This window comes from Paenarthrobacter sp. DKR-5, assembly GCF_018531425.1.
GTDB lineage: Bacteria > Actinomycetota > Actinomycetes > Actinomycetales > Micrococcaceae > DKR-5.
The window spans coordinates 386,058-405,711 of record NZ_JAHBOI010000001.1 but is presented as its reverse complement, the minus strand read 5'-3'; the positions used below and the strand labels follow the sequence as shown (position 1 = coordinate 405,711).

General features: G+C 68.0%; 17 protein-coding genes. 9 read left to right on the top strand and 8 right to left on the bottom strand.

Annotated elements, in window-relative coordinates; genetic code table 11:
- Position 1: 1 nt before the first annotated feature.
- Positions 2 to 2,251 carry a transglycosylase domain-containing protein gene (locus KIH31_RS01960; protein ID WP_250545344.1) on the bottom strand — a complete coding sequence of 750 codons (2,250 nt, stop codon included), beginning with the start codon at positions 2,249 to 2,251 and terminating at the stop codon, positions 2 to 4.
- A 37-nt stretch (positions 2,252 to 2,288) separates the two neighbouring features.
- On the opposite strand from KIH31_RS01960, the gene KIH31_RS01955 reads away from it, so the two are divergent.
- Genes KIH31_RS01955 through KIH31_RS01945 form a run of 3 tightly spaced genes read left to right on the top strand, consistent with a single transcriptional unit; the run spans position 2,289 to position 3,838 of the window.
- Entirely contained in the window at positions 2,289 to 2,444 is a 156-nt protein-coding gene (locus KIH31_RS01955) for a DUF4177 domain-containing protein (RefSeq protein ID WP_214425368.1), read from the top strand.
- A 4-nt stretch (positions 2,445 to 2,448) separates the two neighbouring features.
- Positions 2,449 to 2,943: a RidA family protein gene (locus KIH31_RS01950; protein ID WP_214425367.1), complete on the top strand. Its 495-nt coding sequence runs from the start codon at positions 2,449 to 2,451 to the stop codon at positions 2,941 to 2,943.
- Positions 2,927 to 3,838, top strand: a complete 912-nt coding sequence (locus KIH31_RS01945) for an NUDIX hydrolase (protein WP_214425366.1) — start codon at positions 2,927 to 2,929, stop codon at positions 3,836 to 3,838. Before KIH31_RS01950 ends, KIH31_RS01945 begins: the two co-directional genes overlap by 17 nt.
- Before the next feature lie 64 nt (positions 3,839 to 3,902).
- Here KIH31_RS01945 and KIH31_RS01940 read toward each other — a convergent pair whose 3' ends face one another.
- Positions 3,903 to 4,580, bottom strand: a complete 678-nt coding sequence (locus KIH31_RS01940) for a Crp/Fnr family transcriptional regulator (RefSeq protein WP_214425365.1) — start codon at positions 4,578 to 4,580, stop codon at positions 3,903 to 3,905.
- Positions 4,581 to 4,760: 180 nt separating this feature from the next.
- On the opposite strand from KIH31_RS01940, the gene KIH31_RS01935 reads away from it, so the two are divergent.
- Positions 4,761 to 5,945 carry a MarP family serine protease gene (locus KIH31_RS01935; RefSeq protein WP_214425364.1) on the top strand — a complete coding sequence of 395 codons (1,185 nt, stop codon included), beginning with the start codon at positions 4,761 to 4,763 and terminating at the stop codon, positions 5,943 to 5,945.
- 23 nt (positions 5,946 to 5,968) lie between these two features.
- Here the strand turns inward: KIH31_RS01935 and aroQ are convergent, their stop codons facing one another.
- The 5 genes from aroQ to KIH31_RS01910 all read right to left on the bottom strand — a co-directional run bounded on the left by aroQ (position 5,969) and on the right by KIH31_RS01910 (position 11,947).
- Entirely contained in the window at positions 5,969 to 6,433 is a 465-nt protein-coding gene (gene aroQ / locus KIH31_RS01930) for a type II 3-dehydroquinate dehydratase (protein WP_214425363.1), read from the bottom strand.
- 61 nt (positions 6,434 to 6,494) lie between these two features.
- Positions 6,495 to 8,606 (bottom strand): alpha-galactosidase, encoded by a 2,112-nt coding sequence (locus KIH31_RS01925; protein WP_214425362.1) that lies wholly within the window; start codon positions 8,604 to 8,606, stop codon positions 6,495 to 6,497.
- A 90-nt stretch (positions 8,607 to 8,696) separates the two neighbouring features.
- Positions 8,697 to 10,040, bottom strand: coding sequence for an ABC transporter substrate-binding protein (locus KIH31_RS01920; RefSeq protein WP_214425361.1), 1,344 nt, complete (start codon positions 10,038 to 10,040; stop codon positions 8,697 to 8,699).
- Between the two features lie 25 nt (positions 10,041 to 10,065).
- Entirely contained in the window at positions 10,066 to 10,995 is a 930-nt protein-coding gene (locus KIH31_RS01915; RefSeq protein ID WP_214425360.1) for a carbohydrate ABC transporter permease, read from the bottom strand.
- A 10-nt stretch (positions 10,996 to 11,005) separates the two neighbouring features.
- A complete protein-coding gene (locus tag KIH31_RS01910; RefSeq protein ID WP_214425359.1) occupies positions 11,006 to 11,947 on the bottom strand; it encodes a carbohydrate ABC transporter permease in 942 nt (313 codons plus the stop codon).
- A gap of 296 nt (positions 11,948 to 12,243) precedes the next feature.
- Here KIH31_RS01910 and KIH31_RS01905 point away from each other — a divergent pair, with 296 nt between their 5' ends.
- Positions 12,244 to 13,443 carry a Gfo/Idh/MocA family protein gene (locus tag KIH31_RS01905; protein ID WP_214425358.1) on the top strand — a complete coding sequence of 400 codons (1,200 nt, stop codon included), beginning with the start codon at positions 12,244 to 12,246 and terminating at the stop codon, positions 13,441 to 13,443.
- A gap of 27 nt (positions 13,444 to 13,470) precedes the next feature.
- The gene (locus KIH31_RS01900; RefSeq protein ID WP_214425357.1) at positions 13,471 to 14,493 is read left to right on the top strand and encodes a LacI family DNA-binding transcriptional regulator; all 1,023 of its coding nucleotides are present in this window, start codon (positions 13,471 to 13,473) and stop codon (positions 14,491 to 14,493) included.
- A gap of 20 nt (positions 14,494 to 14,513) precedes the next feature.
- Here KIH31_RS01900 and acs read toward each other — a convergent pair whose 3' ends face one another.
- Complete coding sequence (gene acs, locus KIH31_RS01895) at positions 14,514 to 16,490, bottom strand: acetate--CoA ligase (RefSeq protein WP_214425356.1); 1,977 nt, start codon at positions 16,488 to 16,490, stop codon at positions 14,514 to 14,516.
- Positions 16,491 to 16,798: 308 nt separating this feature from the next.
- On the opposite strand from acs, the gene KIH31_RS01890 reads away from it, so the two are divergent.
- From KIH31_RS01890 to KIH31_RS01880, 3 genes are read left to right on the top strand one after another with little or no spacing between them, the layout of a single operon-like run.
- Positions 16,799 to 18,151 carry a hypothetical protein gene (locus tag KIH31_RS01890; RefSeq protein WP_214425355.1) on the top strand — a complete coding sequence of 451 codons (1,353 nt, stop codon included), beginning with the start codon at positions 16,799 to 16,801 and terminating at the stop codon, positions 18,149 to 18,151.
- A 2-nt stretch (positions 18,152 to 18,153) separates the two neighbouring features.
- Entirely contained in the window at positions 18,154 to 18,972 is an 819-nt protein-coding gene (gene nth / locus KIH31_RS01885; protein ID WP_214425354.1) for an endonuclease III, read from the top strand.
- Positions 18,969 to 19,652, top strand: a complete 684-nt coding sequence (locus tag KIH31_RS01880; RefSeq protein ID WP_307857500.1) for a CoA pyrophosphatase — start codon at positions 18,969 to 18,971, stop codon at positions 19,650 to 19,652. Before nth ends, KIH31_RS01880 begins: the two co-directional genes overlap by 4 nt.
- The last annotated feature ends 2 nt before the right edge of the window (positions 19,653 to 19,654 follow it).

Below are 19,654 nucleotides of genomic sequence, written 5' to 3'. Positions count from 1 at the left end.
GCTAATGCTTCTTGCCAGGCTTGCTCGGCGCGGGGGCCGGGCTCGGCGCGGGCGCCGGGGACTGCTGCTGCGGCGGTTGCGGTTGCTGCTGCGGCTGCTGGTCGGGCGCCGGCGCGGCGGGAACGTTGTAGCTCGGCTGGGTGTTGCCGATCATGTCCTGCGGCGGTTCCGGGAACGGGTTGGTGCTGTAGAGCGGCGCCACCTGGTTCATGTACTGCTGCCACTGCGGGCCGGCGATGTCCGCACCATCGACCTGGGGCCACACCTTGCCGTTGATGGTCACCCCCTGCATCGGCCGGGCCTTGCCCTCAGGGTTGCCGAACCAGGACGCGGTGGTCAGGCCGGAGGTGAATCCGACCACCCAGGTCTGGCTCGAGAAGTCGGAGGTACCGGTCTTGGCGCCGGCGGGGATGCCGTTGTCCAGCGGGATCTTGTAGCCGGAGCCCTTCTTGAGCACCTGCTGCAGCGCGTAGGTGACACCGTGGGCGATCTCGGGCTTGATCGCCTCCTTGCAGTCCTGCGTCTGGGCAGGCCACTTCTTCCCGCTGCCGTCACTGATCTCGGTGATCGCAATCGGCGCGCACAGCGTGCCGTCATGCGAATAGGCGGCGAACGCGGATGCCATGGTCAACGGCGCCACGTCCGTGGAACCGAGGATGTTGCCCAGCGTGTGCATGTCCACGGGCTGGTTGTTGTCACCGTTGTGGATCCCCAGTGCATTGACGATGTTCTGGATGCCGCACAGATCAAGCTCCGAGGCACCGGCGTAGATGCCGGTGTTCACCGAGTTGTAGAGGGCCTCCAGCATGGTGAGGTTGTCCCGGTCGTAGCCGGGCGTGGCATTTTGCAGGTCGTCATAGTGGCCGTCGACCGGGACACCGCAGCTGGATTTCCAGGGGAAGCCGACGGGGTAGCTGTGCCGGGACGCCTGCACGGTCTGCATCATCTGGTGCCCTTCGCTGAGCCATTCAGCGAAGGTGAAGGGTTTGAACGTGGATCCGGGCTGGAATCCGCCGTCGCCCATCAGCGAATTGCCGGCCGCGTCGTTCTTGTCCACGTTGACGTTGTAGATGAAGTCGAACTTATTGCCGGACTTCACCGGCACGGTGTTCTGCGCCATCGCCAGGATCCGGCCGGTACCGGGCTGGACGGTCACCAGGGACGCGCCGTAACGGTCCGGGTTGTCCGGGACGGTGGAGTCCACCTGCTTCTGCGCCGCCTTCTGCAGCCGGGGATCCAGCGTGGTCTTGATGGTCAGCCCGCCCTGGTGCAGGATCTGTTCCCGGTCATTTTCGGTCTGGCCGAAGGCGGGGTTGTTGAGGATCAGGCGCTCAACGTACTGGCAGAAGTACGGCGCCATCGCCGCGGCGGTGCAGCCCTGCTTCGGCTGCGTGACCTTGACGGTGACAGGCGTCTTGACGGCGTCATCGTGCTGCTTCTGCGTGATCTTGCCCTGCCTGAGCATGGCGTCGAGCACGAGGTTCCGGCGCCCAGCCGAGGCCTTCGGGTGCACCGTCGGGTCGTAGCTGGCCGGGCTGTTCACGAGGCCGGCCAGAAGCGCTGCCTGCGGCAGGGTCAGGTCATTGGCGTGGCGGCTGAAGAAATACTCGGACGCGGCTTCGATGCCGTACGCGTTGGCGTTGAAGAAGACGATGTTGAGGTAGCCCTCAAGGATCTGCTGCTTGCTGTACTTCTTTTCCAGCGCAATGGCGAGCTTCATCTCGCGCAGCTTGTCCCCGATGGTCTTGTCGCCGCCAAGCTTGACCTCCGCCGCGTGCCCGGAAGCCACCTGGGATTCGATGATGACGTTGTTGACGTACTGCTGCGTGATCGTCGAAGCGCCCTGGCGTCCGCCGGTCAGGTTCGAGGTGAGTGCGCGCAGGATGCCGGTGCCGTCCACGCCGCCGTGCTCGTAGAAGCGGGCGTCCTCGATGGAAACGATGCCGTCCTTGATGTACTTGGACATTTTGTCCAGCGGCACGCGAACCCGGTTCTCGTCATAGAACGTGGCAAGGCGCGTCCCGTCGGCGGCGAGGACGTTGGTCGACTGGCCGGGAGGATTGACAGTCAGCTCCGCCGGGAGGTTGTCGAAGAACTGGATCGAGTTCGTGGCGGAAGTGCCGGTGAGGGCCGCGGCGGGCACCAGCAATCCAGCGACGAGGACACCGCAAATAGCGCTGATACCCAGGAAGCCAAGAATCTTTCCGAGGGTCGTAGCGGTGTCAAGGAGTGGTGACTTGCGTGCGGCCATGTTCTCCACTTTACAAGCACGGGCTAGTCTGTCTCTCATGACCAAATGGGAATACGCGACAATTCCGCTCATTATCCACGCGACGAAGCAGATTCTTGACCAGTGGGGAAGCGACGGATGGGAGCTCGTCCAGGTCGTTCCCGGCCCGGACGGCAACGGCCTGGTGGCGTACCTGAAGAGGGAGAAGCAGTAGCCCCATGAGTGCTTCCACGACGCCTGAAGGATCGGCAGTCTCCGCGGTTGAAGCCCGGTTGCAGGAACTGGGGATCACGCTTCCCGCGGTGGCGGCCCCGGTGGCCGCCTACGTTCCCGCCGTCATCTCCGGCAGCCACGTTTACACCTCCGGCCAGCTTCCGTTCGTCGAGGGCAAGCTCCCGGCCGCCGGCAAGGTCGGGGCCGGCGTCTCCGCAGAGGACGCCAAGGAGTACGCTGCCCTCTGCGCCGTGAATGCCCTCGCTGCCGTCAAGGCGCAGATCGGGGACTTGGACCGCATCACCCGGATCGTCAAGGTTGTCGGGTTCGTGGCCTCGGCCCCGGACTTCACCGGCCAGCCCGGCGTCATCAACGGCGCCTCCGAGCTGCTGGGGAAAGTGCTGGGGGATGCGGGTGTGCACGCGCGCTCCGCGGTCGGCGTCGCCGTCCTGCCCCTTGATTCGCCGGTCGAGGTGGAACTGATTGCCGAATTCCAGTAGCACCCCTGCGCGGCGGCTCTTCCCGCTGCCGCCCGAACTGCTCGAATCCGCCCGCAGCTGGGTAGAGCACGGAGAGCGCACCCCGCGCAAACCCCGGTACGCCTCCTCGGTTGTCCTGCTTCGAGATGGCGCCGAGGGGCCCGAGACGTACCTCGCGTACCGGCCCGGAAGCTCACCGCTGGGCGTCGTTGCCTTCCCGGGCGGCTCCCTCGAGGCTAGCGACAACGACCCAATCGGCTGGGTCGGTCCCACCCCGGCCCAGTGGGCCGAAGCGATGGGCCTCCCCGACATCCAGCTCGCCCGCCAGCATGTGGTGGCAGCGATCCGGGAGACCTTCGAGGAGACCGGCGTGCTGCTGGCCGGTCCCGATGCGTCGGCCACCGTCGAGGCAGTCCAGACGCATGAGTGGATGAAGGACCGCGAGGCGCTTGCGATGCAGGACATGACGTTTGCGGAGATCCTGGACCGGCGCGGCCTGCTGCTGCGCACCGACCTGCTCAAACTGCTCACGAACTGGCTGAGCCCTGACTTCGCCCACCGCCGTTTCAACACGCGCTACTTCGCTGCTGCCTTGCCGGTCAACCAGACCGCATCCCTGCTTGAATCCAAGGGTGTGTGGGGACGCTGGGTCTCGGCAGCCGACATCATCGCGCAGCGGGCCACTGCCGCGCTCGGGGACGAAGTGGGCCAGGACAACACCCGCGGTCTGACGCTGAGCGAGATCACCGTCCCGGGCGCCGAGATCATCCTGGAGAAGCTTTCCGCCTCCCGCGGGTGCATCGCCTACCTCAGCCACAAACGCCGCTCCCACGAGCACCAGCCCCGGCTCGTCGTTGAGGAGGGCCGGTTCCTGCTCGCGGTGGACGCGATGAAAGAGGCCTACAAAGAAGCGTGAGCCCCCTGGGGGACCCACGCTTGGTTGTCCGGCGGTTGATGCTGCCGACGGTCTGCCGGAACGGTTAGCGGCTCCGCTGGCGCAGCCTGTTCATGTCGAGGATGACGACGGCGCGGGCCTCCAGGCGCAGCCACCCGCGCTGGACGAACTCCGCCAGCGCCTTGTTGACCGTCTCGCGCGAGGCACCGACCAGCTGGGCCAGTTCCTCCTGGGTCAGCTCGTGCGCCACCAGGACGCCGTCCGTGGCCGGCCGTCCGAACCGGTCCGCCAGGTCCAGCAGCGCCTTCGCCACGCGGCCCGGCACGTCCGAGAAGACCAGGTCCGAGAGGGTGTCGTTGGTACGGCGCAGGCGGCGGGCCAGTGCCTGCAGCAGCTGTGCGGAAACCTCCGGGCGCGTCTTCAGCAGCGCGTTCAGGCTCTCGTTCTTCAGGGCTGCCAGGCGCGTCTCCGAAACAGCCGTCGCGGTGGTGCTGCGCGGGGCCGGGTCGAACAGGGCCATCTCGCCGAAAAGTTCCCCGGGTCCGAGGATCGCGACGAGCGACTCGCGGCCGTCGGGGGAGGTGCGGCCGAGCTTCACCTTGCCGGAGACGATGAAGTACAGCTGGTCGCCCTGGTCCCCCTCGTGGAACACCGAGGCGCCGCGGGAAAGATCCACCTCCGTGAGCTCGTCGGTCAGCAGGCGGAAAGCCTCGTCGTCGAGCGTGGCGAACAGTGGTGCGCGGCGCAGTACCTCGATGTCCATGAATCTCCTCTTTTCGTAACTCTTCGCTTTATTCTCCCCACATTCTTCCTTACTTGTGACGGACTTGGCATCCGCAACGCCTTGGGGCAGGCGCCGCGGGGCCCGCCCAAGCTGCCGCCCAGCAACCTGTCAGCGCCCGCAGGTAGACTTCTGGAGCAGACATCGGCACGGAGGAGCAGCATGTTCGGGTTCACCATTTTGGACTTCATCCTGGTCCTGGTGCTGCTTTCCTACCTGTTCTACGGCCTGCGCAGCGGATTCCTGGTCAGTCTCGGAGGCATCGCGGGGTTCATTGCAGGTGCGGTCGCGGCTTTCCTTTCGGTGCCGATGGTCAGCAGCGCGGTGCAGGACAGCAACTGGCGCCTGACCGCCGTGATCGCCGTGGCCGTGGTGCTTGTCGCCGTCGGCCATGCGCTTGGCACCATGCTGGGCCGCGCCATCCGGCGGGTGCTGCCGTTCCAGCCGCTGCGTGCGCTGGACAGAGCCCTGGGCGGGGTGGTCAACGTCGTCGTGGCGGCCCTGGTCCTCTCCGCGCTGGCCTTCAGCGTCAGCACGATGGGCGTTCCCGGCGTCTCCACCGCCATCGCCGACTCCAAGGTGATCCGCACAATTGACTCCGGCACGCCGACGGCGCTGAAGGCGATGATTGCCCAGCTCCGCTCCTCGGTGATGGGGGACGGAATCCCGAAGCTGCTCGACGGGCTGCATTCCTCGCAGCCGGCGAGCATCCCCAACGCGAGCACCGACACCCCGGCGCTGAACCAGGCGGCGAAGTCGGTCCTGAAGATCACCGGCACCGCCTACCAGTGCGGCCAGAACCAGACCGGCACCGGCTTCGTGGTGTCACCGGGCCGGGTCCTCACCAACGCCCACGTGGTGGCCGGGGTGAGCCAGCCCGTGGTCGAACTGCAGGGCGGGGGCGCCCTGTCCAGCCGGGTTGTGTATTTCGATTCCAAGCAGGATCTGGCGGTCCTGGCGGTGGACGGACTTACCGTGCCCGCGCTCCCGCTGGGAGAACAGCTCAAGGCCGGAAGCCAGGCCGCGTTTGCCGGCTACCCGCACGGCGGGCCGTTCACCTCCAAGCCTGCCGCGGTTCAGGGCGTGACGACGGCACTGGTGCCGGACATCTACGGGCAGAACCCCTCGCCCGAGAAGATTTACGAGATCGCCGGGGACGTGCAGCCGGGCAACTCGGGCGGCCCGCTGCTGAACACCTCCGGCCAGGTGGCCGGCGTGGTCTTCGCCAAAGCAACGGACAACTCGACCGTCGGCTACGCCTTCACGCCGTCGGAACTGGACCCGGTGGCCGCCGAGGCGCCGTCCCTGAGCCGCATGGTCTCCTCCGGCTCCTGCACCAAGAAGTAGCAACCCCGGCCGCGGGCGGCTGTTCAGGCCCGGGCGAGCTTGTCCGCGAGGAACTCGATGGCCAGTTCGTAGCCCTTGACGCCGGCACCGACGATCACGGCCTCCGAGACGGCCGAAAGGTAGGAGTGGCCGCGGAATTCCTCGCGGCGGTGCACGTTGCTGATGTGGACTTCGACAGTGGGAATGGACACCCCGGAGATGGCGTCCCGGATGGCCACGGACGTGTGCGTGTAGGCGCCGGCGTTGATCACAATGCCAGCCGCCTTCCCGCGGGCCTCGTGGATGGCATCCACCAGATCGCCCTCGTGGTTCGACTGGATGCAGTCGGCACGAAAGCCCAGGCGCTCGGCCGATGCGGCGGCGAGCTGTTCGACGTCGGCCAGCGTGGCGCTGCCGTAGATGGCCGGTTCGCGCGTGCCCAGCAGGTTCAAGTTCGGGCCGTTGAGCACGAGGATGGTTCCGCGCCCGGCGGATGCGTCGTTCGTCATGGCTTAACTATGCCGCAGACGGTCGGCGCATCCGCCTCGCACCGGGCGGGATGACCGGGCATTACAGGGCGGTGACCTCGATCAGCAGGGCGTGCTCCGGGTTGAGGACGGGCATCGGCAGCCCGACCTCGGCCAGGAACCGGCCCGTTGCTTCGGCGCCGGCGGCCACCCAGGGCGCCGGAGCTGTCTCAATGAACGCGCTGCGGTCCGTCGGGTACAGGGCCCTGACGGAGTAGCGCGCCTGCGGGTCCAGCCCCGGCAGGCACACCCGTCCGGGGATCTCCCGGTACGACGTCGCCAGGGCGGCCAGCGCGTAGAGGGCCGTTCCGCCGTCCTCGGAGACGACGCCGCGCAGCAGCAGGGCCGGGTCCGGGTGGTCGCTGTTGACGGACGTTCCGCCGTGGATCAGGCCGCGGTACTGCTTGTACAGCGCGATGACCTGCTTGAGCTCCTCCCGTTCGGCCCCCGTCACCGTCCGGACGTCCCACTCCATGCCGAAATGGCCGAACAGTGCGGTGATGGCACGGAAGGAGAGGCTGTGCGTGCGGTGGGTGGTGTGCGACGTCGTCGGGCCGATGTGTGCGCCGACGAGTTCGGGCGGGACGACGAGTTCGGTCCAGCGCTGGATGGTCTGCCGTTCCAGCGCGTCGTTGCAGTCCGAGGTCCAGACGCGGTCGGTGCGCTCAAGGATGCCCAGGTCCACGCGCGCGCCGCCGGAGGAGCAGCTTTCGATCTCGACGCCGGGGTGCGCCGCCCGCAGCGCGTCCAGCAGCCGGTACACGGCGAGGGTCTGGGCGTGGACGGACGGGCTGCCGCCGTGGCCCATCTCGGTCAGGTCCCGGTTCTGGTCCCACTTCAAGTAGCTGATCCTGTTCCCGCTCAGGAGGGCGTCCAGCCGCTGGTAGATGTAATCCCAGGCCTCCGGGTTGGCCAGATCGAGCACCTGCTGGTGCCGCCAGCGTTCCGGGATCCGGACGCCGCCGGCGACGGCCGGGCCCGCAATCCAGTCGGGGTGCTCGCGCACGACGTCCGAATCCTCGTTCACCATCTCGGGTTCGACCCAGAGCCCGAACTCCATCCCCAGCCCGGTCACCGCGTCGATCAGCGGGGTAAGTCCTTCCGGCCAGACCTCCTCGTCGACGTACCAGTCGCCCAGGCCCTTCGTATCGTCCCGGCGGCCACGGAACCAGCCGTCGTCGAGGACAAAGCGCTCGACCCCGAGGTCGGCGCCGGACTCGGCGAGTTCGGTCAGCGTGTCCAGGTCGTGGTCGAAGTAGACCGCCTCCCAGGTGTTCAGCACCACGGGCCGGGGACGGGCGGGGTGGTGCGGCCGGTTCCGGAACCATCGGTAGAAGGACTCGGTGATGCCGTCGAGGCCGCGGTCCGAGTACGCGGCGAAGAGCCAGGGGGTGCGGTAGGACTTGCCCGGCGCGAGGTCGATTTCCCCGGCGCCAAGCAGTTCGCCGGCACCGAGCACTGTCCGGCCGTCGGCCAGCGTGTCGGCGAAGGTTTCATGGTCCCCGCTCCAGCCGAGGTGCACGGCCCAGACCTGGCCGGTGCGGTTGCCGAAGGCGGCAGAGCCGGCGGCGAGGACGAGGCTCGCGTCATGGCCGGTGCGCCCGTGGCGGCCGGAGCGCAGCCAGGTCCCTTGCTGGACGGGCAGGCGCTGCGGGTGGCGTTCGCGGCACCAGCGGCCGGTCAGGTCGAGCAGCTCGGAGGCCGCCGGCCCCACCGGGAGCACCAGGTCCAGGCCCTGGAGCTGGTAGCCGGTGGCGCCGTCGTTGACCAGCTCATGGCGCAGCTGCAGCAGGCCGCCGTCGTTGAGCGTGAGCTCGGTGCGCACGGTCAGGCCCAGGTCCGGGTCCGACTGGGTGAGCAGGGCGGACCCGGGGCCGGTGCTCTCGGCCGAGGCCAGCCGTAGCCGCGGGGAGAAATCCTGGCCGTGGCGGCTGCCGCGCAGGCCAGGCCGGCCGCGCCAGCCCGAGGAGGCCTGCGGCACCAGGCCCAGCCGGACCGGGACGTCCAGCGAGGACGGCGGCACCGGCTCCTGCAGCAGTGACAGCTCGGGAAGCTCCTCGCCCAGGTCCGCGCCCCAATGGACGAGGACGGGCTCCGGGGCGGACAGGTCGATCAGCAGGCTGCGGCCGGCCGACCGCAAATACAGGGGGTCCAAATTAGCTCCAAAAGGGGAAAGGTGAACGCCGGGCTGGAGGACACAGTCTATTCCTCCAGCCCGGCGCGGGGTCCAGCGTTGCGCGGCGGTCTAGTTGAACAGGTCGTTGACCTGGTTGTTGGCGTCAGTCAGCGAGCCCACGGGCGACTTGCCGGAGAGCACAGCGTCCATGGCCGGCTTCATGATGCCGTCGATCTTGGCCGCATTCTCCGTGATCGGGAAGAGGAAAGTCGTGCCGTCCGCCACCTGCTTGGTGAAGGGGGTGACGTCGATGCCCTTGGCCTTGAACGCGTTGACCGCGAGGGTGTCGGAGCTCTTGATTGCAGGGAAGACCACGCCCTTCTTGCCCACGATGTCCTGGCACTTGGCCGAGGCCAGGTACTCAACCCACTTGGTGGCCCCGGCCTGGTTCTTGGTCCCGGCCCAGATCGAGTCCGCCAGACCGTTGAACATGCTGGCCCGCTTGCCGTCGGGTCCGGTCGGGGTCGGCGCGAGGCCGACGTTGATCCCCTTGTAGGAGGCGTACTGGTTGATCATCCAGGACCCCTGGGTGTTGATCGCCGCTTTGCCTGCGCCGAAGTTGTCCGCCATGTTGGCTCCCACGGTGGTCTCCAGCTTGGGCATGTAGCCCTTCTGTGCCAGGCTCGACCACCATTTGATGGTGTCCTGGAACTTCGGGTCGTCGTAGTTGTAGTGCGTTCCCCATGGGTTCTTGTCGGTGAAGTTCCAGCCGGTGCCGCCCGTGAACATGCTCCACTGGGTCTGCCCGACGCCGGACCCGGAGCCGCCGTCGAGGCCGAGGCCGTAGACCGCCACGTTGTTCTTGTCGAAGCCGGGCTGGTCCCCCCGCACGCCCTTCTTGTCCACGGTGAGGTGGGCGATGGCCTTTTCGAAGGTTCCGCCGTCGGTCGGGTTCCAGGCGAGTTTCTGCAGCTGGTCGGCCGGGATGCCGGCGGCGTCGGTCAGCTTCTTGTTGTAGAACATGGCAATGGTGTCCCAGTCCTTGGGCAGGCCGTACCGCTTGCCGTCCTGGCCCACCCAGAGATCCGCCAGGCCCTTGTTGTACACGCTCAGGTCCACGTTGTCCTGCTTGACGGCGTCGTCCAAGGGGAGGAGCTGGTTCTTGGCGATGAAGTCCGGGTACTTCGAGACGTGGTCCGTGAAGACATCCGGCGCGGTGCCGGCGACCATCGCGTTGGTCAAGGTGCCCCAGTAGTCGTCCCAGCCGCGCTGGGTGATTTTGACTGTCAGGTCCGGGTTCGCGGCGTGGAAGTCGTTCGCGCACTGCTGGTAGGCGGGCAGCTGGTTGGAGTCCCAGAGCCAGTAGCTGATGTCTCCCTTCGCGTCCGCGGAGGATCCGCCGTCCGCGCCGCAGCCGGTGAGGGAAAGGGCGACGGCGGCGACAGCCGAGAGAACGCCGATGGTTTTTTTCATGATGACCTTTCGGGGGGGGGGGGGGTTACTTGATTCCGGAGAATCCGATGGAGTTCACGACCTTCTTGCCGAAGGCGAGGAACAGGATGAGGATGGGCAGTGCCGCGATGAGGGTGGCGGCCATCAGGCCGCTCCAGTCCGGGGCGCCCTGCGGGGACTGGCTCTTGAAGACCCCCAGGCCGACAGTGAGGACGCGGGAGGCTTCGGTCTGCCCGACCAGCAGCGGCCAGAAGTAGTCATTCCACGCCGCGATGAAGGTCAGCAGGCCGAGCGTGGCCAGCGGTCCGACGGCGTTGGGCAGCACGATCTGGAAGAAGATGCGCAGGTGCTTGGCGCCGTCGAGCATCGCGGCTTCCTCCACCTCGCGGGACATGCCGAGGAAGAACTGGCGCAGGAAGAAGATCGCGAACGGCGTCATCAGCATGGTGGGCAGCGCGATCCCGAGGAGGGTGTTGAGCAGGCCCAGGTTCTTGATGAGCAGGAAGTTCGGCAGCGCGGTGAAGATCGGCGGCACGAGCAGGGTGCCAAGGAAGATGCTGAAGACCTTGTCCCGTCCGGGCCACTGCAGCCGGGCGAAGGCGTAGGCGGCCAGCGAGCTGAAGAACACCTGGGCGACGGTGATCAGCGTCGAGACGATGAGCGAGTTGCGCAGGTAGAGCAGGAAGTTCACTGCCGCGCCCGAACCGCCTTCGGCGAGGGCGTCCTGCTGGGACTGCAGCCCGAAGACCCGCTTCAGGGCACCCCAGCTGAAATCGGCCGGCAGGAGGTTGCTGGAATTGGCAGCCAGCGAGTGGTTGCTGGAGAGCGCGGTGCGGATCATCCAGAGGAACGGGACGACGGTGAGCAGGATGAAGAAGGCCAGGACGGTCCAGCTGCCGACGCGGCCCCAGTTGATGGGCTTGCGGCGCCGGGGGGCCGTCCGGGCGCGCGGACGGGTGCTGAGGGTGGTTGCCATGTCGGGTTCCTTAGCTGAGGTCGGATTCGTTGCCGCGCAGGAACTTCATCTGAAGGAAGGCGACGATGCCGAGGATGATGAAGAGGATCACGGAGAGGGCGGAGGCATAGCCGAAGTCCGACTCGGCGAACGCGCGCTGGTAGATGTACATCTGGATGACCCGCGTCGCGTTGATCGGGCCGCCGCCGGTAGTGACCGCGACCGTGTCGAAGACCTGGAAGGAGCCGATCACCGTGACCACCATGACCAGCACAAGCACCGGACGAAGCAGCGGCATGGTGATGCGCCAGAACGTCTTCCAGGCACTGGCCCCGTCAAGGGCGGCAACTTCGTAGATGTGGCCCGGGATGGCCTGCAGTCCAGCGAAGATCAGCAGCGCGGTGTAGCCCATGTGCCGCCAGACATTGACGAAGGCGATGGTTGGGATGGCCCACGCCTGGTCCCCGAAGAAGGCGATGCGGGGCAGCCCGAGCCAGTCGATCAGCTGGTTGACGATGCCGATCTGGTAGTCGAGCATCCAGAACCAGACCATGGCGACGACGACGTTCGCGATCAGGTAGGGCAGCAGCAGGACCCCGCGGACCAGCGTCGACTTGGCCACCCGGTGCATCAGGACCGCGAGAACCAGGGCGATCACTGTCTGGAACCCGATGTTCAGGACGACATACTCCAGCGTCACCCAGAGGGAGTTCCAAAAGAGCTTGTCCTTGAAGATGTCCGTGTAGTTCTTCAGGCCGATCCATTTCGGGTCGCCGAAGAGGTTGTACCGGGTGAAGCTCAGGTAGATGCCCCGGATCGTCGGGACCAGATAGAACGCCACGAACCCGAGGAAAGCCGGGGCGATGAAGAGCAGGGCAATTCTCAGGTCCTTGCTTCGGGGGCGTGTGCGGCCGGGTGCTGGTGCGGGGGCCGGGGAAGCTTCTGCCCTGGCCGCTTGCCTGACGATGGTCATGGTGTGCCTTTCTCAGTACTGCGGGCGGCTCCCGCCCTGGCGACAGGGCCCGGTGCCGTGGGTGTTCCGCCGGCCTCCGGGAGCTATCCGGTATGTGACTTGCGCAACAGCTGGCGATCAATCTACGCGAGTAGATTTAGAACCGCAAGCCCTTTTTCCCTTTGTTTCGGTCGCGATATCTTCGAGGCCGTAGCAGGGGTTGACTCGTGTAGATTTTGGCGAAAGACTGACCTGACACCCGCGTGACCTGCGTCACCGGGGATGATGCTTCCCGCCCTCCTCAGAAAGGCCCTGCCGTGACCATCTCCCTCGGACTCGTCGGCGCCGGCCAGTTTGCCGGTCAGTTCGCCAAACTCTTCAAACTGCATCCCGGAATCGACCGGGTCCTGGTCACGGACGTGCTTGCCGAACGTTCCGCCGCTCTCGCCGAACGGCTGGAACTCGACGGCACCCTCCCGGACTTCGAGGCGATGCTGGCCTCCGACGTCGACGCCGTCGCGATCTTCACCCAGCGCTGGACGCACGGGCCCCTCGTGGTCCAGGCGCTCCGCGCCGGCAAGCATGTGTACTCCGCGGTCCCGATGGCGATTTCGGAACAGGAGATCGCCGACATCATCGAGGCGGTCCGGGACACCGGGCTGACCTACATGATGGGGGAGACGAGCTACTACAACCCCGCCACGGTCTACGCCCGGGGCAAGCAGGCCGACGGTGCCTTCGGACGGGTGTTCTATGCGGAGGGCGACTACGTCCACGACATGGACCTGGGCTTCTACGAGGCGTACCAGTACAGCGGCGGGGCCGACTGGAAGCGGACGGCGAGCTACCCTCCCATGCTCTATCCGACCCATTCCGTTGGCGGGGTCCTCGGTGCCATTCCGGGTCACGCGGTGAGCGTGAGTTGCCTCGGCGTCAGGGACGAGCGCGGCGACGGAGTCTTCGACAAGAACGTGAGCATGTTCGACAACGACTTCTCCAACGCCACCGCATTGTTCGAGCTCGATAACGGCGGGGTCATGCGCATCAACGAGATGCGCCGCGTGGGCTACCCCTCGCACATCCGCGAATCCCGGTTCCGTTTCTTCGGCACCGAGGCCAGCTTCGAGCAGCTCGCCGAAGTCTCCGTGTGGCAGGACAAGGAAAAGGTCCATGACATTTCGGCCGAGCTCGAATCCAGCGCCACCATGGCCGCGGACGACCCGGCGCTCGCCAACGTGGCACCCGCGCTGCGCGACGCCTTCATGTCCGGACTTGCTGCCGTGCACGACGCGGGCCGGCTGCCCGAGGAGTTCCGCGGGGCGCCGAACGGGCACGAGGGAAGCCACCACTTCCTGGTGGACGACTTCGTCCTTGCCGCCACGAACGGCACGCTGCCGCCGGTGAATGCCTGGGTGGCGGCCCGCTTCACCCTGCCCGGCATCATTGCCCACCAGTCGGCCCTGCACGGCGGCGTCCGCCTGCCGATTCCCGACTTTGGCGATGCGCCGGGGCAATAGCGGCCAACGCTCACTAGCATTTACCCCATGACCCAGGAAGCAGCGCAGCCCCCGCGCCCCGCCGTCACCCGCAAGGACGTGGCGCGTTACGCGGGGGTGAGCACCGCCGTCGTGAGCTACGTCGTCAACGCCGGCCCCAAACGCGTGGCCCCCGCGACGGAGGCCCGCGTCCTTGAGGCCATCCGGTTGCTCGACTACCGGCCCAATGCGGCGGCGCGCGCGCTGAAGATGGGCACCTCGGAGATGCTGGGGCTCATCGTGCCGGAGAACAGCAACCCGTACTTCGCGCAGCTCGCCCACGCGGTCGAGGAAGCGGCGGACCGGCGCGGCTATGTGCTGCTGCTGGCCAATTCGGACGGGACGCTGACAAAGGAACGCCGCCACCTGCGCAACCTGGCCGCGCGCAGGGTCGACGGCGTGCTGCTCGCCAGCGTGGTCTTCGATCCGGACCTGTCCGACCTGGGATCAGCTGACATTCCTGCGGTGCTGCTCAACCAGTGGCGCCCGGCGGCCGGTATCTCCACGGTCGGGGTGGACCTGCGCGCCGGCGGTCGCATCGCCGTGGAGCACCTGGTCCGGCACGGGCATCGGAACATCGGGCTGGTGATGGGCACCACCGTGGCCAACGAGGAGGACCCGCGTGAGAAGGGCTGGCTTGACGCGCTGGGCGCGGCGGGCCTGCAGGAGGGGCCGCTCCTGCACGTCCCGTTCGCCCGGGAGGGCGGCTACGCGGCCGGGAAACGGCTGGTCGCCGGCGCGCAGCGGCCTACAGCGGTGTTTGTCAGCTCGGACATCCAGGCTGTGGGGGTGATGCGCGCCCTGCACGAGGCCGGCGTGCGCGTCCCGGAGGACCTGGCACTGGTCTCCTTCGACGGTTCCCCCGACGCGGAGTACACCTGGCCGGCGCTGACGAGCGTGCAGCTGCCGCTGGCCGCCATGGCAGCTGCGGCGGTCGATGCCCTGGTGGGCGCTGACCGCGCCCAGCCGCCGCGGCATCACGAGTTTCCGGTCGAGCTGATCGTCCGGCGCTCGTGCGGCTGTGGCGGCTGAGCAGGTTCAGCGCAGCGGGCTCAGCGCTTCAGGCTGGAAGCGATCTGCTGCATGACCGTGCTGTCGGCCAGGGTGGTGGCGTCGCCCGCCTCGCGGCCTTCGGCCACGTCCTTGAGCAGGCGGCGCATGATTTTCCCGGAGCGGGTCTTGGGCAGCTCCGGCACCACGAGGATGGTCTTCGGTTTCGCGATCGGCCCGATTTCCTTGCCGACGTGGGCGCGCAGGGTGTCCACGACGTCGATCTCCTCCGACACCGAGCCGCGCAGAATGACGAACGCGACGACGGCCTGGCCCGTGGTCTCGTCGACCGCGCCGACGACCGCGGCCTCCGCCACGTACTCGTGCGAGACGAGCGCCGACTCAATTTCCGTCGTTGAGAGGCGGTGCCCGGAGACGTTCATGACGTCGTCGACCCGGCCCAGGAGCCAGATGTCCCCGTCCTCGTCCTTCTTGGCGCCGTCGCCAGCGAAGTACATGTTCTCGAACCGGGACCAGTAGGTGTCCTTGTAGCGTTCCGGGTCACCCCAGATGCCGCGCAGCATCGACGGCCAGGGCTCGCGGACGACGAGGTAGCCGCCGGAACCGTTGGGCACGGACGCGCCTGTCTCGTCCACGACGTCGACCTCGATGCCCGGCAGCGGCACCTGGGCCGAGCCCGGTTTGGTGGCCGTCACCCCGGGCAGCGGGGCAATCATGATCGCGCCGGTCTCGGTCTGCCACCAGGTGTCCACGATCGGGCACCGGCCGCCGCCGATCACTTCGCGGTACCACATCCACGCTTCCGGGTTGATCGGCTCGCCCACCGAACCGAGCACCCGCAGCGAGGACAGGTCGTACTTCGCGGGGACTTCCTTGCCCCACTTCATGAAGGTGCGGATCGCGGTGGGGGCTGTGTAGAGGATGGTGACCTTGTACTTCTCGACGAGTTCCCACCAGCGGCCCTGGTGCGGGCTGTCGGGCGTGCCCTCGTACATCAGCATGGTGGCGCCGTTCACCAGCGGACCGTACGTGACGTAGCTGTGGCCGGTCACCCAGCCGATGTCCGCGGTGCACCAGTAGACGTCGGTCTCCGGCTTCAGGTCGAAGACGTTGCGGTGGGTGAACGCCGCCTGGGTGAGGTAGCCGCCCGTGGTGTGCAGGATGCCCTTGGGCCGCCCGGTGGTGCCGGAGGTGTAGAGGATGAACAGCGGGTGTTCGGAGTCGTGGCCGACAGCGGTGTGCTCGGCGGAGGCCCCGCCGACGACGTCGTCCCACCAGACGTCCCGTCCCTCGCTCCATTCCACGGGCTCGCCGTTGCGCTTGACCACCACGACGTTGCTGACGGTGTGGCCGGGCTTGGCGAGGGCTTCATCAACGGCGGGCTTGAGCGGGCTGGGCTTGCCGCGGCGGTAGGTGCCGTCGGAGGTGACGACGAGCTTGGCCTCGGCGTCGTCGACGCGGTTGCGCAGGGCGTCCGCGGAGAACCCGCCGAAGACGACCGAGTGCACGGCGCCGATCCGGGCGCAGGCGAGCATGGCGATGACAGCTTCGGGGATCATCGGCAGGTAGATGGCCACCCGGTCGCCCTTGGCGATGCCGAGTGACTCGAAGGCGTTCGCGGCCTTCTTGACCTGTTCGGTGAGCTGGGCGTAGGTGTAGGTCGCGGTGTCGCCCGGTTCGCCCTCGAAATGGATGGCGACACGGTCCCCGAGCCCGGCCTCGACGTGGCGGTCCAGTGCGTTGTAGGCCGCGTTGACTTCGCCGCCGACGAACCACTTGGCGAAGGGCGGGTTCGACCAGTCCAGGGTTTCGCCGAAGTCCTTGTCCCAGCTCAGCAGTTCACGGGCCTGCCGGGCCCAGAAACCGAGACGGTCCGCGCCTGCTTCGTCGTACAGGTCCGCCTTGGCGACGGCGGCCGCCGCGAACTCGTCGCTGGGCGGGAACTGGCGGTTCTCATGCAGCAGATTCTCGAATGCGTCACCCTGCGTGGCGTTGGACGCTGCGTTGTCCTGGGACATTCAAAACCCCTTCGGCTTGGCGGTGCTGCCGGGTCCGCCGGCACGGCAAGGTGCGGTCGGAGCCCTGCATGGTTCCGCTGTCCACATTAGCGCCTTGCGCGGCGCGGGCGTGGTCCGCATCACATGGCCGAACTGCGAACGGGTCGATCTGTGCGCCCAGCGGCGGCCCTGCTAGAGAAGGCCACCGGTGTTGGCTAGGCTGATACGGAAATGTGATGTCCGCTCGCGGGCGCCCTGGCGGCGCACCGGGCGGATGATCACTTAACGAGACGGCGGGTTCGCGGCCCGCCGTGTGTAAGGAGACGAAGATGACCGAACCACGCGTTGACGGACCCGGACACCCCGGGATCGCCCGCCAGCCGGAGCAGCAAGGCCAGCCCGGTCCCGCCTTCACCCGCAAGCCGCTGACCGGCAACGTCGCAGTGCAAGGACCCTTCACCCTGCGGGACCTCGTGGTCTTCGGCTCGGTGCTGGTCATGTTCATCGGTTCGCTCCTGCCGACCTTCGGGGCGGCCGGTTTCCGCATCAATCTCTGGAGCGCCGGCGGCCTCTACTTCGTCGGTGTCGGGATCCTGTTCCCGCTGGCCGTCGCGGCCCTCTTCGCCCTCCGCCGGCTCTCGCCGTCCCGTGTCCGTATCGGCTCGCTGTCGCTGGACCAGTTCGGCTCGGTGGTCGCCGTGGTGTCCGGCGCGTTCTTCTTCGTTGGCACCGTCTCCTCCTTCTCGTGGGGCTTCCTGATTGCCCTGATCGGATCCCTTGGATTCCTGGCGGCTACGACCTTCGCGCCGATGCTGCCGTTCTTCGCGGGTGAGTTTGCCGACCGGCCCGAGGCACCCGCCCATGCGATGGCCCGCGACGCCGTCGCCCCGGCCGCCCGACCGGCGCCGGCGAAGCCCGCGCAGGGCCAGGCTGCTCAGGGTGCCCCCGCCCAGGGTGCGGGCGCGGGTGCCGCCGCCCACGGCGGGGCGCTGTCCGGGCACAACGCCCCGGCTCCCCGCTTCTCCGGGGCCACCGCCTACCGGCCCGAATCGGCCCAGCATGCCCCGTCCGCCGCGGGTGCCGCCCCCGCGGCAGGTGCCGCCGCTGCGGCAGGTGCTTCCCCCGCGGGTGCCGCTCCCGTCGCTGGCCAGGCGCCCGAGGCCGGCCAGGCGCCGGCCGGAGCAACCGCGGCGGCTCCGGCTCCCGAGCCGTCCGCGTCCGGCGCGCCGGCGACGCAGGCCTTCCCTTCCGCCGGGACTGCGGCTCCGGCGGCGACCGGGGCCGGGACCGCTGCCGGTGCTCCGGCCGCCGGAGCACCGGCGGAAGCACCCTCGGAGGAACAGGCCGCTCGGCCCACTGCCGGAGCGGATGTCCCCACTGCGGCTATCGGCACTGTGCCGGCTGCGGCTGCGCAGGCCGAAGCAGGCCACGCCCGGGCGACGAGCATCGGAGCGACCGTGGACCCGTCCGCCAAGGCAGCGGAACCGACCTATGAAGCGTTCTGGTTCGCCGTCGGCCAGAGCCGGCCGATCGTCGACGAGCGCAGCGGCTCCTACCTCTTCACGATCGAGCCGGGCGCCTGGGTGCTGGCCCTGCAGGACCGCGGACACGAGTTCCTGGTCCAGAACACCGACGGGCAGGTCGGAGTGCTGCGCGACCTGCGCAACATCGAACGAGCCTGACCGTGGCGAAGAACCCCGGTCCCGCCCCCGCCGAAGGAGCCGGGGCTCCGTCGCTGGCGCTGAAGCGGAAGGCGCGGAAAATCAACCGGCTGCTCGCTGAGGCCTACCCCTACGCGCACGCCGAACTGGACTTCCGAAACCCGTACGAGCTGCTGGTGGCCACCGTGCTCTCGGCGCAGACCACGGATGTGCGCGTCAACATGGTCACGCCGGGCCTCTTCGCCCGGTACCCGGATGCCAGGGCGCTCGCGGACGCGGACCCGGCGGAACTTGAAACCATGATCCAGCCCACCGGGTTCTTCCGAGCCAAGGCCAGGAGCCTGCTGGCGCTGGCCAACCGCATCGTTGACGAGTTCGACGGCGCGGTGCCGGGCAAGCTCGAGGATCTGGTGACCCTTCCCGGCGTCGGGCGCAAGACCGCGAACGTGGTCCTGGGCAATGCCTTCGGGGTGCCCGGGATCACCGTAGACACCCATTTCGCACGGCTGGCCAAGCGCTTCGGCTGGACGGGATCAGACGATCCGGTGAAGATCGAGTTCGACGTCGCGGCGCTGTTCGAGCCCAAGGACTGGACGATGCTCTCGCACCGGGTGGTCTTCCACGGCCGCCGCGTGTGCCACTCCCGCAAGCCCGCCTGCGGTGTGTGCCCGGTCGCGTCGCTCTGCCCCTCCTACGGTGAGGGCGAGACGGACCCGGTCAAGGCCGCGAAGCTGCTCAAGTACGAGATGGCTCCCGGCAACGAGGATCTTCTCAACAGGATGCTCGCGGATCCGCAGCGCGCGGCCGAGCTTCGGATGGAGTTCCAGAGGCGCGTGCTGTGACAGCGCGGGCCGAGCTCGCCGCGCTGGCCGACCGGGCCGCCCGGGGGGATCTGCAGCCGCATGACGACATCAACTGGCGGATGGCCCGGATGGATCCGGCGACCGCCCGCCGCGCGGCCGTGCTGATCCTCTTCGGCGTCCTGGACGACATCCCCTCCGTGGCGCAGGTCGGTCCCGTGCCGGCCGACCTGGACCTGCTCCTGGTCCAGCGCGCCGACACGCTCGGTTCCCACCCGGGCCAGGTGGCGTTCCCCGGGGGCGGCATCGACCCGTCCGACGGCGGCCCGGTGGGGGCGGCGCTGCGGGAGGCGGTGGAGGAAACAGGACTGGACGTTTCGGGTGTGGACGTGCTCGGTGAACTGCCGCAGGTCGGCGTGCCGATCAGCAACTTCCTGGTCACCCCGGTACTCGGCTGGTGGGCGTCGCCGTCGCCAGTCGACGTCGTCGACTACGGGGAGTCGGCGCGGGTGTTCCGGGCGCCGGTGCGGGATCTGCTGGACCCGGCGCGGCGCCGGATGGCCGTCGTCGAACGGGGCGGGCGCAGCTACGAGAGCCCCGCGTTCCTCGTCAGCGACGCGGTGGTGTGGGGCTTCACCGGCCTTGTCCTGAACCAGCTCTTCGACCACCTCGGCTGGACCAGGCCCTGGGACAGCAGCCGGAAGATCCCTGCACCGCTGTAGGT

Excerpts from the sequence above, each read along its gene's own strand:
- KIH31_RS01910 (WP_214425359.1), bottom strand. The coding sequence starts at position 11,947 with ATGACCATCGTCAGGCAAGCGGCCAGGGCAGAAGCTTCCCCGGCCCCC.
- KIH31_RS01900 (WP_214425357.1), top strand. The coding sequence starts at position 13,471 with ATGACCCAGGAAGCAGCGCAGCCCCCGCGCCCCGCCGTCACCCGCAAG.
- KIH31_RS01915 (WP_214425360.1), bottom strand. The coding sequence starts at position 10,995 with ATGGCAACCACCCTCAGCACCCGTCCGCGCGCCCGGACGGCCCCCCGG.
- KIH31_RS01955 (WP_214425368.1), top strand. The coding sequence starts at position 2,289 with ATGACCAAATGGGAATACGCGACAATTCCGCTCATTATCCACGCGACG.
- KIH31_RS01940 (WP_214425365.1), bottom strand. The coding sequence starts at position 4,580 with ATGGACATCGAGGTACTGCGCCGCGCACCACTGTTCGCCACGCTCGAC.
- acs (WP_214425356.1), bottom strand. The coding sequence starts at position 16,490 with ATGTCCCAGGACAACGCAGCGTCCAACGCCACGCAGGGTGACGCATTC.
- KIH31_RS01950 (WP_214425367.1), top strand. The coding sequence starts at position 2,449 with ATGAGTGCTTCCACGACGCCTGAAGGATCGGCAGTCTCCGCGGTTGAA.
- aroQ (WP_214425363.1), bottom strand. The coding sequence starts at position 6,433 with ATGACGAACGACGCATCCGCCGGGCGCGGAACCATCCTCGTGCTCAAC.
- KIH31_RS01920 (WP_214425361.1), bottom strand. The coding sequence starts at position 10,040 with ATGAAAAAAACCATCGGCGTTCTCTCGGCTGTCGCCGCCGTCGCCCTT.
- KIH31_RS01935 (WP_214425364.1), top strand. The coding sequence starts at position 4,761 with ATGTTCGGGTTCACCATTTTGGACTTCATCCTGGTCCTGGTGCTGCTT.
- KIH31_RS01890 (WP_214425355.1), top strand. The coding sequence starts at position 16,799 with ATGACCGAACCACGCGTTGACGGACCCGGACACCCCGGGATCGCCCGC.
- KIH31_RS01960 (WP_250545344.1), bottom strand. The coding sequence starts at position 2,251 with ATGGCCGCACGCAAGTCACCACTCCTTGACACCGCTACGACCCTCGGA.